Raw genomic sequence first — 11,854 nt, forward strand, 5'->3', positions numbered from 1 at the left:
TTGGCAGCGCTTTTTGCTTTCTGGCGTTACGTAAGCGTTAGCCCGTAACGATGAAGCTGTTATTGCGAAGGCTCATCTTTGGACTTTTTCTTCAGTCCAAGCCCCAATTCACGGCCGCGGTGGCGGGCGTAGAAAGGGAAGGTAACCGACAGTAAGATCAGTAAGCCCAGTTCCAGCAGCGCAAACCAGAGCCAATCACCGGCAATATAGACCAGCGTCAGGCCGTGCAGCAGATACAGACACAGCACAAAGCTTGCCCAGGCGTGGGTATAAGGGTTGCCTTTCATCAGCCCCGGCAGTGGCAGCAGCAGGGGAACCAGCCACAGGGCGTTGAATAACAGCGAATATTCCTGGCTGTTTGGGCCAAGCAAGAACCAGTAGCCAAGTACCAGCAACAGCGCCAGATAACCTGCGCGGTTTATTTTGAGCAAAAGCTGGGTATCAGACAGCACGGAAAACCTCAAAGAATGTCCAGAACCTTGACCGGAGGGCGGCCGATGGCAGCTTTGCCGTTGGCGAGCACCACAGGGCGTTCAATCAGTTTGGGGGTGGCGACCATGGCGGCAATAAGCTCAGCGTCGCTGAGGGCCGGATTGTCCAGTCCCTGGGCCTTGTACTCGTCTTCCTTGGTGCGCATCAGTTCGCGGGCGCCGAGGCCCAGCAGCGACAGAATACGGCGGATTTCGTCGGCATCGGGGGTGTCTTTGAGGTATTCAACCACCTCGACCTCAACGCCTTTTTCATTGAGCAGCGCCAGCGTTTCGCGGCTTTTGGAGCAGCGTGGGTTATGCAGGATTACGGCTTTTGTCATTGTGTTATCCGTGTCACTTACCAAAAATTGCCGCGATGATAACAAAAAAAGCGGGCGCCGTCAGGCGCCCGCAGATGGCTTAAGCTGGAATTATTTGAGCTCTTCCAATGCCCGCTCAGCTTCCTTGAACTGGCGAATACGGGCCTCGATGCGCGCCAGTTGCAACGCATCATCTTTGGTGTAGCGGTAAGCAAAGTTGAGCTGGTCAACGGCGCCCTTGTAATCGGCGGCCAGAGCCAGGTTTTCGGCGTTAGAGAAGTGCTCCAGCGCCTTATTGCCTTCCTTGCGATACGCCTCCGTCATCAGCTGATAAGGCAGCGGATTCTGACGGTCGAGGAACACCATGTCTTCCAGCAGTGGAATGGCTTTGGGGCTTTCGCCCGCTTCAATGTAGATATTGGCCAGGTTGGCATTTATCACCTGCGAGGTGGGCTTGAGCTTACGCTTGGCCTCCAGCAGGGTAATGGCGCTCTTGTAGTCTTTGCGCTGGGCTAACAGGTCGGTTTTGGTGTCGAGATAAAACAGATTGTTGTCGTCCCGTGCCAGAAGTTTATCGATAATCGCTTCAGACTCATCAAAACGCTTTAACCGAAACAGGGCCAGCGCCTTGCCATAAAGCGCTGCGCTTTCAAAAGCATAGGTGTGGCGGGCAAGCTGTTTGTCAAACAGGGCCAGTGCCGATTCTTCACTGTAGCTTGAAAAGCGCACCTGGATCCGGGCCTTGGCGAGATGGTAGTTCAGGCTGTCCGGTACATAGCGGTGCGGATACTGGGTTGCGCGGTTGCGTGCCTCACTGATCCGTGACTCGGGCAGCGGGTGAGTCAGCAGCATTTGCGGCGGCTTGGTGGTAAAGCGATAACGGCTGGCGAGCTTTCCGAAAAAGTCGGCAGCGGCATTGGGGTCAAAACCGGCTTCCACCAGAATTTGCATACCGATGCGGTCGGCTTCTTTTTCATGCAAACGGGTGTAGTTGATTTTGGACTGGGTGGCCAGCGCCTGGGTGGTGGCCAGTGCCGCCATACCGGCCTGGGGCGCGGCGATGGTTAACAGGATTGCACCAAGGAGCCCGGCAATGGTGGCAGGACCGGATTTTTGCTGGGCTTCCAGTGAGCGCGCCAGATGGCGCTGGGTCACGTGGGTGATTTCGTGGGCCAGCACCGAGGCGATTTCACTCTCGGTGTCGGCATTCAAAAACAGTCCGGTGTGCACCCCAACGTGGCCGCCGAAAAATGCGAAGGCGTTGATTTCATCATTACGCAGCAAAAAGAAGTAAAAGGGGGTTTTCACGCCGGTGGCATTGGCAACGAGCTTGTTTCCAAGCTCGGTGAGGTATTGGCTCAGCACAGGGTCACTCAATAGCGGCGCCGATGAGCGAATGACCCGCATATAGGCATCGCCATACACCATCTCTTTTTCCAGACTGAAGGTATTGACTGCGGCAGTGCCAAGATCCGGCAGATCGTTATTGGCGAAACTGGTGGCCGGCAGGCTCAACAAGGCAGTGAGCCCCGCAGCGGCGAGGGTGTTGGTCAGTCGAGAGAGAGTCAATATACGCAAGTGGCTACTACTTCCTGTGTCTATGCCCGTTACCGGGTATGCTGCTTGAGGTTTAGCGTGCAAGCAAGGATAATAGCCCCGGTTTGGCTGTGGCAAGTTCATTATGATTTTTATCGATTTAACCGCGTTTCGATGTCCTGTTCCTCTGGTTCAGGTTAAGCTGGCGCTGAAAAAGTTGCCCGCAGGCGAAACGCTCGAAGTTGCCTTGTTGGACAGCGCATCCCGCCGTGATGTTCCCGCTTTTCTTGAAAAACAGGGATATCGGGTAGAAAAGACCCGGGATGACCAAAGTTGCCTTACACTTCGGATCAGCCGGATGGCACCGAATTAACACAAGGATCGCGACTTCTCTCATTAAGGAGCCCCAATGCTCGACTTCGTGACTCGCTGGTACAAGGACAAGTTCAGTGATCCCCAGGCAGTGACGCTGCTGTTTATTCTCTTTTCCCTGTGGGCCTTGATTTACTTTGCCGGCGGCTTGCTGGCGCCTTTGTTGGTGGCTCTGGTGTTGGCTTTCCTTCTGGAGTGGCCGGTGGCTCAGATGACCCGGATTGGCGTTAACCGCACCACAGGTGCCTCGCTGATGTTGGTGCTGTTTGCCGGGATAGTGCTGCTGATTGTATTTGGCCTGGTGCCCAGTATCTGGAAGCAGGGTATGGCGCTGCTGACCGAGCTGCCCACCATGCTCGATAAAGGTATGGGCTACCTTGAGGAACTGACGCAGAAGTACCCTCAATATGTGAGTGCCGATCAGGTAGTTGCCATGGAGGCTGAGCTTAAGCGTATGCTCGATACCCAGCATCTGCTGGATATCGGCAAGCAAATTCTCGGCTTTTCGGCGTCGCTGCTGGTGCTGATGGTGTACACCATTCTTGTGCCGCTGCTGGTGTTCTTTTTCCTTAAAGATAAAGAAGAGCTTATCCGCGGAAGCAAGCGCTTTTTCCCCTCTAACCGCGACCTTGCCCGTAAGGTATGGGGTGAGATGAATCAGCAGATTTTCAACTATATTCGCGGCAAAGTGATTGAAATCATTATTGTTGGCGCCGTGAGTTATGTGTTCTTTGCATTTATGGGGCTCAGATACTCGGCGCTGCTGGGGGTACTGACAGGTCTGTCAGTGCTGATCCCTTACGTGGGCGCGACCCTGGTGACACTGCCGATTGCATTGGTGGGCTTTTTCCAGTGGGGCTTCTCGGCGGAATTTGGCTACCTGATGCTGGGCTACGGCATTATTCAGGCGCTTGATGGTAACGTGCTGGTGCCGATTTTGTTCTCGGATGCAGTGGACCTGCACCCGGTTATCATTATCGCGGCTGTGCTGGTATTTGGCGGTCTGTGGGGCTTCTGGGGCGTGTTTTTTGCCATTCCGCTGGCATCGCTGGTCAAAGCCGTTATCAACGTTTGGCCGCGCAATCATCCGCCCGAGCAGCCGCTGCTACCCGGTGGTGGCGCCACAGCCACAGCAGGCAAGCCCGTGAGCGAATAACACACGCTGACGCTGCGGTACTGACCCAAACAAAAAAGGCCCGGATGGGCCTTTTTTAATGGCTGTGATTGGACATAAATCACAGCGTTCCGATATGCAAAAGATGAAGCCGGAAAAGGTGGGCGAGAAAAAGATCGCCCGGCGCCATTCCGGCGGTATCTTAACGCTATCAGCCCAGCGCTTCGAGCACAGTTTCGTGGTGGGTCTTGGTTTTGAACTTGGTCAAATCCCGGCTGATGGTGCCATCGGTGCCAACAATAAAGCTCAAGCGGTGAATGCCGTCATACACCTTGCCCATGAACTTTTTCTCACCCCAAACACCGAAGGCATCGGCCACGGCGTGGTCTTCATCTGACAGCAAATGGAAATTGAGGCTGTGCTTTTCTTCAAACTTTTTCAGCTTGGCCACGGGATCAGGGCTGATGCCAAATACAGTCACGCCCTTGGCATCCAGCTGCGGCTTACTGTCGCGAAGGCCACAGGCCTGATCGGTACAGCCAGGGGTCAGCGCCTTGGGGTAGAAGTACACCAGCACAGGACCGTTCTTGAGGCTCTCAGCCAGGGAAATCATCTCGCCGTTTTGGTTGGGCAAGGTAAACTGCGGCGCTTTATCGCCTGCTTTTAAGGTATTCATTCGTCGTCCTTTTGGTTAATGCCGGTTCAGCTTTGCATTCTTTTGATCTGACAGGCCAGCGACATCTCGCTTGCCAGCTCATGAATACTCTTTTCGAGCTTATCCAGTTCAACTTTTTCAGGAATATTGATGGCGAGGAACACGTGCTGGATAGATTCTCCGGCTGCTGTTTCCTCTGCGTTTGAGCGCACTGCTGCCAAATCCAGCGAACGGTCCGCCAAAAACTGGGTGATGCGCTTCATGGTGCCGCGCTGATCTTTACCGTGGAACTCCACCTCAATCCGCGACACATAGTTTTGCGGCGTGTGACGCGAAGTGCGCTTCATCACGGTCAGCAGTTCCATTTCCACCGACAATTGGGGCAGGGCGCTTTCAATCTTGGTGATGGCCGCCCAGGAGCCGGACACCATCATGATCAAGGTGAATTCATTGCCGAAAAGCGCCATGCGGCTGTCGACGATATCACAATCACAATCGCTGGCCAGACGGGCGAGCTTGCTGACGATACCGGGACGATCGGATCCCATGGCGGTGACGACCAGGTAATTGGTCATGTAGGTTCCTCTTTTTGTGTCGTTGTCATGGCGTCTTTTTAACCACATCGGCAGTGGTTTTGACGCGCGCCAATGCTACCACAAACAAATCCTTTTGAGAGCCCTGTAAATGGCTTGTCAATCGCCATAGGGGTCAGTACCATAGCGAATCCTGCAACCTTGGGGAAGTCAGATGATAAACGGAAGCATCGTAGCCTTAATCACGCCTATGAACAGTGATGGCTCAGTGGATTTTGCAAGTCTTGAGAGTTTAGTCGAGTTTCATATCGCCAATGGCACCGATGCCATTGTGGCCGTTGGGACCACAGGCGAATCGGCCACTCTGCCAATGAAAGAACACATCAATGTGGTGGCCAAAACCGTTGAGTATGCCAAAGGCCGTATTCCGGTTATCGGCGGCAACGGCGCCAATGCTACTGCCGAGGCAATTGAGCTGACCCAGGCCCTGTCTGCAACCGGTGTTGCGGCTATGCTCGGCGTTACGCCTTACTACAACAAACCCACGCCCAAAGGCCTGGTTGCCCACTATAAAGCGGTGGCTGCGGCCACTGACATCCCACAGATTCTGTATAACGTGCCTGGCCGTACCGCGCTGGACATGAAGCCTGAGACAGTGGCTGAACTTTGCGATGTGGCCAACATCATCGGCATTAAAGAAGCCACGGGTGATGTGAGCCGCGTGGCCCGTCTGCGTGAGCTTTGTGGCCCCGACTTTTTGCTGTACAGCGGCGATGATGCCACTGCGCGCGAATTCCTGCTGGCTGGCGGTGATGGGGTCATTTCGGTTGCCAACAACATAGTACCTGCCCAATTTAAAAAGATGTGCGCGCTGGCGCTTGCCAAAGATATCGACGGCTCGCTTGCAGCCGACGAGCCTATGCGTGGCCTGTACAGCACACTCTTTTGTGAAGCTAACCCCATTCCAGTGAAATGGGCCGCGCATCGCATGGGACTTATCAAGGATGGTTTCATTCGTTTGCCACTGACTGAACTTTCTGAGTCTTGTCATGGTCTACTGCTCGATGCCATGAAAAAAGCTGGACTGGAGGTCTAAGTCTTGAAGTTGAAACAAATCACGCCGTTCATTCTCGTCGCCCTTGCCGCGGGATGCAGTACCCCCATGGAGCGCCGTCAGGCCAATGGTAACGACGAATATGTGAACGCAGACGTGGCGGCGCCACTGAAGATCCCGGCGGGTCTTAAGTCGCCCAACTACAGCCGCGAATACGATATTCCGTCTATGGGCTCCCGCGCCAACCCCGAACTGGTTGGCAAGGCGCTGGACATTCGCCCTCCGCTGCAGGTGCTGCCAATGGCAGAAGGCACCCGGGTGGAAGAAGGCTCTGACAACATTAAAGTTATTGTTGAATCTTTCGATAACAGCCTGGATCTGAAACAGGAAATCTTCGGCCTGCTGAAGGACTACCTGGTCGGCCGTCAGGTTGAGATTGTGAAGGAAGACTACGCCACTGGCACCCTCGAGACCGGTTGGATTGAAAACCAGGAAGTGCTGGATACCAGCCTCTGGGGTTCAGATAAGGTATTTACCCTCAAACAGCGTTATCGCTATCAGGTGGAAGTGCGCCCCCATGGCCGCACCGGTGCCATCACCATCGACTTGGTTGACCATCAGGAAAGCTACGATGGCGATGATATCCAGACCAGCCTGTCTGCCGACGACAAGCGCCGTTACACCATCGACATGCTCAACAGCTCCATTGCTTACATGGCGGTGAAGCGTGAGCAGGCCATCAAAGCCAAGCGTGTTCGCGAAAGCCTGGGTATTGGTGTTGAGCTGGTTGACGGCGAAGCGGAAGGCGATGCCTACTATCTGGCCAAGGGCGATTACAACCAGGTGTGGAACCGTCTGCGTATCGTGCTGCCGGAAATGGGCTTTGAAATTGCCGATATGGACAGCAGTAAGGGTCTGTACTTCCTTAACTACAACGATGACTCTGGTTTCTGGAGTTCGCTGTGGGGTGATGCCAAGCTGGATCTGGAAAAGGGCACTTACAAGTTGAAGCTGACCGAAGGCACTCAGGGCAGCAGCGAGCTGCACATCCTCGACAAGGAGGATAAACCCCTTGCCGATGAGAAAGTGGCACAAATCTACCGCGCCATGTCTGAGCTAATGAAAGAAGACCGCAAGGTACGTTAATCACGCTTTTTAGCAAAGCTGAATAAGCAAGCGGAATAAAAAAGAGGCCATTGGGCCTCTTTTTTTATGTTGGGTTTTGCCCGTGTCCTTGTCCCTAGCCCTAGCCTGGCAACGACAGCACAGCTTTTTTTGACCAGGCGGGATCCGCAAGGGGGCATTAAACAACACGCCATACAGAAGTTATCTCTGCCACTTTTCCAATCTACTGAAGTAATTCACCGGTAGCCGTGATTTAACCAGCCGACCTCGCCGGATGGGGTACAAGTGATCCATTTTTGTCATAAAAACGTATTTTGTAAGGAAAAGTAAAACGTATTGAAGCACCTGCGTGCACGGGTAAACTAGCTTCACAATAAGCTGCGGCAAGGCATTTGCCGACAATAACGATAACTTTGCCTGAAGTTCGGAAGTCACATGAAAAAAGTCCTTATACTCCTTGCCCTCGTCGGGGGGGCTGGAGCCTGGTATTTGTATACGCAATCTGAGCCAACCGCCCAGGCTCAGCGTCCGCGTCCCATTCCCAATGTTGTGGTAACCAAGGTAGAGCTGCAAACCGTACGTGACGAAGTGGAGGCCCTGGGTACCACACGCGCCAACGAGTCAGTCACCATCACCGCCAAGGTCACAGAAACCGTGACCCGGGTGAATTTCACCGATGGCGATGTTGTTCGTCAGGGCCAGTTGCTGGTGCAGCTGCAGGATGCCGAGCAGCGTGCCCGGGTGCAGGTAGCAAAGGTTAAAGTGAGTGATAATCAGCGCGAATTTGACCGTATTCGCTCGCTGGTAACCAGCCAAACAGTAGCTGAGCTTGAGCGCGACCGGCTGCAAACCCAGATTGATACCAGCCGCGCCGAGCTTGAGCAGGCTGAATCTGCACTGCGCGATCGCGCTGTAACCGCGCCCTTCGCAGGCCGCCTGGGTTTGCGTCAGGTGAGCCCCGGCGCTCTGGTTACACCAGGCACTGCCATCACCACCCTGGATGATATCTCCATTATTAAACTCGACTTTGCGGTGCCAGAGCGGTTCCTGCCGCAGCTGAACCCCGGTAAGACACTGGAAGCCGAAGCTGTGGCCTATGCCGGTGAAGTGTTTCAGGGCAAGGTGATTTCCATCGACAGCCGGATCAATCCATCCACCCGCGCCGTGACCATTCGTGCCGAAATCCCCAACAAAGATGGCCGTTTGCTGCCCGGCATGCTGATGAAAATTCGTCTTATCAAAACCAGCCGCGAAGCCATGATGGTGCCCGAGTCGGCCATCATTCCTGTGCAAAAACGCCACTATGTGTACATCGTGGGTGCCGATAACAAGGTTGAGCGCCGCGAAGTGAGCCTTGGCCTGCGTAAGCGCGGCTGGGCAGAAATCGTCGATGGCCTCGAGCTTGGCGAAACCATCATGGTACGTGGTCTGCTCAAAGCTCGCCCCGGTGATGAAGTGAAACCCGAAATGAAAGAGCACTTCAGCGCCGCCGTAGCCGGTGATGAGGAGAATGCCGCATGATCCTGACCGATCTGTCTGTAAAGCGGCCGGTGTTTGCTTCGGTGATAAGTTTGCTGCTTATCGCCTTTGGTCTGGTGGCCTTTGATAAGCTGCCGCTGCGTGAGTATCCCCACATTGACCCGCCGGTGGTTTCCATCGAAACCAATTACCGCGGCGCCAGTGCCTCTGTGGTGGAAAGCCGTATTACTCAGTTGGTGGAAGACCGTGTCAGCGGGGTCGAGGGCATTCGCCACATCAGCTCATCTTCCAGTGACGGCCGCTCGTCGGTAACCCTGGAATTCAACATTAACCGCGACATTGAAGCTGCGGCTAACGATATCCGTGACCGCATCTCCAGTATGCTCAATAACCTGCCGGAAGAGGCCGATCCGCCGGAGATCCGTAAAGCCAATGGTGGCGATGAAGTGATCATGTGGCTCAATCTGGTGTCTGACAGTATGAACACCCTTGAGCTGACAGATTACGCCAACCGTTATCTGGCGGACCGCTTTTCGGCCATGGACGGGGTCGCCATGCTGCGCCTCGGGGGCGGCAAGGTGTATGCGCTGCGCATTTGGATTGACCGTCAGGCTTTGGCGGCACGCAATCTAACCGTAGCCGATATCGAGTCCAAGCTGCGCTCTGAGAACGTAGAGCTGCCCGCAGGTTCGGTGGAATCGAAAGAGCGCCACTTTACCGTGCGTCTTGAGCGTACTTTCCGTAACGCCGAAGACTTTGCCAATCTGGTACTGGCACAGGGCGATGACGGCTATCTGGTGAAACTGGGTGACGTGGCCAAGATTGAGCTTGGCTCAGAAGAAGAACGCATCATGTTCCGCGGTAACCGCGAGTCCATGATTGGTCTGGGTGTCACCAAGCAGTCCACTGCCAATACACTGGAAGTGGCCCGCGCGGTGAATGCACTGGTTGACCGGATTAACCCGACCCTGCCTCCCGGCATGGAAATCAAGCGCAGCTACGACAGTTCAGTATTCATCGAAGCCTCTATCAAGGAAGTGTACCAAACCCTGTTTATCGCCATGATTTTGGTGATTTTGGTGATTTACCTGTTCCTTGGAAGCGTGCATGCCATGCTGGTGCCGGCCATTACTGTGCCTGTGTCGCTGCTGGGCACCTTTATCGTGCTCTACATCCTTGGTTACACCATTAACCTGCTGACGTTGCTCGCGATGATCCTCGCCATCGGTATGGTGGTGGACGATGCTATTGTGATGCTGGAAAACATTCACCGCCGTATTGAAGAAGGTGAAACCCCACTGGTGGCCGCTTTCCTCGGCGCCCGTGAGGTGGCCTTTGCTGTGGTGGCCACCACCCTGGTGTTGGTGGCGGTATTTATGCCAATCACCTTCCTTGAGGGCGATTTGGGTAAGCTCTTTAAAGAATTTGCCGTGACCATGAGCGCCGCGGTGATTTTCTCAAGTCTGGTGGCCTTAAGCCTTAGCCCTATGATGTGCTCCAAACTGCTTAAACCCACCAGTGAGAGTTCCTGGCTGGTGAAAAAAGTGGATGCTGGCATGGAGTGGCTGGAAGGCTTCTATCGCCGTTCACTCGAGCGCACCATTCGTCATCCGTTTGCAGTGAGCCTGACGGTGATTGGCGCACTGGGTCTCAGTGTATGGATGATGCAGAAGGTGCCTCAGGAGTTTGCGCCCCGGGAAGACCGTGGCTCCATGTTCCTGATGGTCAATGGTCCTCAGGGCGCCAGCTACGAGTACATCGAAAAGTACATGAACGAAGTGGAAGAGCGCCTGATGCCGCTGGTGGAAAGCGGCGAAGTGAAGCGTCTGCTTATTCGTGCGCCCCGCGGTTTTGGCCGCTCGGCCGATTTCTCCAACGGTATGGCCATTATCGTGCTCGAAGACTGGGGCCAGCGCCGCAGCGCCTTTGCGATTATGAACGACATCCGCGCAAGGCTTTCGGATCTCGCCGGGGTACAGGCATTCCCGATTATGCGTCAGGGCTTTGGCCGCGGCGTGGGTAAACCTGTGCAGTTTGTGCTGGGTGGACCAAGCTATGAGGAGCTGGCCCAGTGGCGGGATATTCTGATGGCCAAGGCCGCCGAAAATCCCAAACTGCTGGCGCTTGACCATGACTACAAGGAAACCAAGCCGCAGATGCGGGTGGTGATTGACCGTGACCGCGCCGCCGATCTCGGTGTGTCTATCTCCCATATCGGCCGCACTCTGGAATCCATGCTCGGCTCACGTCTGGTGACCACCTTTATGCGTGATGGCGAAGAGTATGATGTGATCATCGAAGGTGACCGCGCCAAGCAGAACACAGCGCAGGATCTGACCAATATTTATGTGCGTTCCGAGCGCAGCCGCGAGCTTATTCCACTGTCGAACCTGGTGCATGTGGAAGAGTTTGCCGATGCCTCCAGCCTGAACCGTTACAACCGTATGCGCTCTATCACCATCGAAGCAAACCTGGCCGATGGTTATAGCCTGGGTGAAGCGCTGGATTACCTGAACGACATAGTGCGCACCTATCTGCCCGCCGAGGCGGTGGTGAGCTACAAGGGCCAGTCGCTGGACTATCAGGAATCCGGCAGTTCCATGTACTTTGTGTTTGTACTGGCGCTTGGGGTGGTGTTCCTGGTGCTGGCGGCGCAATTTGAAAGCTACGTGCATCCGGCGATCATCATGCTGACAGTACCGCTGGCGACTCTTGGTGCGCTCGTTGGTCTGTGGATGACCGGGCAAACCATCAACATCTACAGCCAGATTGGCATCATTATGTTGGTGGGGCTCGCAGCCAAAAACGGTATTCTGATTGTGGAGTTTGCCAACCAGCTGCGCGACAGAGGCACAGAGTTTACCGATGCACTGCTGACGGCTTCTACCCAGCGTTTGCGTCCAATTCTGATGACGGGGATCACCACAGCCGCAGGCGCGGTGCCGCTGGTAATGGCGCAGGGCGCCGGCGCCGAAACCCGCTTCGTAATTGGTGTGGTGGTGCTCTCGGGCATTCTGCTGGCCACGGTATTCACCCTGATGGTGATCCCGACGGCCTATGCACTCTTTGCCCGTCACTCAGGCTCACCTGACTCAGTGGCCCATGAACTTGAGGCCGAGCTTGCCAAGCGCAAGTCCTGAAAATAGGGTAGCGGCTGTGTAAATTGCCACCTAACTGAAAAGGCCTGAACATTTGT

The 11,854-nt window shown here is 54.8% G+C and carries 11 protein-coding genes; 6 read left to right on the top strand and 5 right to left on the bottom strand.

Going from position 1 to position 11,854, the window contains the following annotated elements; translation table 11 throughout:
• Nucleotides 1–59: 59 nt before the first annotated feature.
• From MJ923_RS08230 to bepA, 3 genes are all read right to left on the bottom strand, one after another.
• Nucleotides 60–464 (bottom strand): DUF2069 domain-containing protein, encoded by a 405-nt coding sequence (locus MJ923_RS08230; protein ID WP_237158792.1) that lies wholly within the window; start codon nucleotides 462–464, stop codon nucleotides 60–62.
• Nucleotides 461–811 (bottom strand): arsenate reductase (glutaredoxin), encoded by a 351-nt coding sequence (arsC, locus tag MJ923_RS08235; RefSeq protein ID WP_240590671.1) that lies wholly within the window; start codon nucleotides 809–811, stop codon nucleotides 461–463. The genes MJ923_RS08230 and arsC overlap by 4 nt, the downstream gene beginning before the upstream one ends.
• A 90-nt stretch (nucleotides 812–901) precedes the next feature.
• Nucleotides 902–2,368, bottom strand: coding sequence for a beta-barrel assembly-enhancing protease (bepA, locus tag MJ923_RS08240; protein ID WP_126167059.1), 1,467 nt, complete (start codon nucleotides 2,366–2,368; stop codon nucleotides 902–904).
• Nucleotides 2,369–2,471: 103 nt separating this feature from the next.
• Between bepA and MJ923_RS08245 the strand changes: the two genes are divergently transcribed.
• The gene (locus MJ923_RS08245) at nucleotides 2,472–2,699 is read left to right on the top strand and encodes a sulfurtransferase TusA family protein (protein ID WP_126167058.1); all 228 of its coding nucleotides are present in this window, start codon (nucleotides 2,472–2,474) and stop codon (nucleotides 2,697–2,699) included.
• 36 nt (nucleotides 2,700–2,735) lie between these two features.
• A complete protein-coding gene (locus tag MJ923_RS08250; RefSeq protein ID WP_240590672.1) occupies nucleotides 2,736–3,854 on the top strand; it encodes an AI-2E family transporter in 1,119 nt (372 codons plus the stop codon).
• A gap of 169 nt (nucleotides 3,855–4,023) precedes the next feature.
• On the opposite strand, the gene bcp is transcribed toward MJ923_RS08250, so the two are convergent.
• Both bcp and MJ923_RS08260 read right to left on the bottom strand, forming a co-directional pair.
• Nucleotides 4,024–4,488 carry a thioredoxin-dependent thiol peroxidase gene (gene bcp, locus MJ923_RS08255; protein ID WP_240590673.1) on the bottom strand — a complete coding sequence of 155 codons (465 nt, stop codon included), beginning with the start codon at nucleotides 4,486–4,488 and terminating at the stop codon, nucleotides 4,024–4,026.
• A gap of 26 nt (nucleotides 4,489–4,514) precedes the next feature.
• The gene (locus MJ923_RS08260; RefSeq protein WP_240590674.1) at nucleotides 4,515–5,042 is read right to left on the bottom strand and encodes a glycine cleavage system transcriptional repressor; all 528 of its coding nucleotides are present in this window, start codon (nucleotides 5,040–5,042) and stop codon (nucleotides 4,515–4,517) included.
• Nucleotides 5,043–5,214: 172 nt separating this feature from the next.
• On the opposite strand from MJ923_RS08260, the gene dapA reads away from it, so the two are divergent.
• From dapA to MJ923_RS08280, 4 genes are all read left to right on the top strand, one after another.
• A complete protein-coding gene (gene dapA, locus MJ923_RS08265) occupies nucleotides 5,215–6,096 on the top strand; it encodes a 4-hydroxy-tetrahydrodipicolinate synthase (RefSeq protein WP_240590675.1) in 882 nt (293 codons plus the stop codon).
• A gap of 66 nt (nucleotides 6,097–6,162) precedes the next feature.
• Nucleotides 6,163–7,200, top strand: a complete 1,038-nt coding sequence (gene bamC / locus MJ923_RS08270) for an outer membrane protein assembly factor BamC (RefSeq protein WP_240590884.1) — start codon at nucleotides 6,163–6,165, stop codon at nucleotides 7,198–7,200.
• A gap of 414 nt (nucleotides 7,201–7,614) precedes the next feature.
• Nucleotides 7,615–8,700 (top strand): efflux RND transporter periplasmic adaptor subunit, encoded by a 1,086-nt coding sequence (locus tag MJ923_RS08275; RefSeq protein WP_240590676.1) that lies wholly within the window; start codon nucleotides 7,615–7,617, stop codon nucleotides 8,698–8,700.
• Nucleotides 8,697–11,798, top strand: coding sequence for an efflux RND transporter permease subunit (locus tag MJ923_RS08280; protein WP_240590677.1), 3,102 nt, complete (start codon nucleotides 8,697–8,699; stop codon nucleotides 11,796–11,798). The genes MJ923_RS08275 and MJ923_RS08280 overlap by 4 nt, the downstream gene beginning before the upstream one ends.
• Nucleotides 11,799–11,854: the final 56 nt, after the last annotated feature.

Origin of the sequence: Shewanella zhuhaiensis, assembly GCF_022484835.1 — a bacterium.
Lineage (GTDB): Bacteria > Pseudomonadota > Gammaproteobacteria > Enterobacterales > Shewanellaceae > Shewanella > Shewanella khirikhana.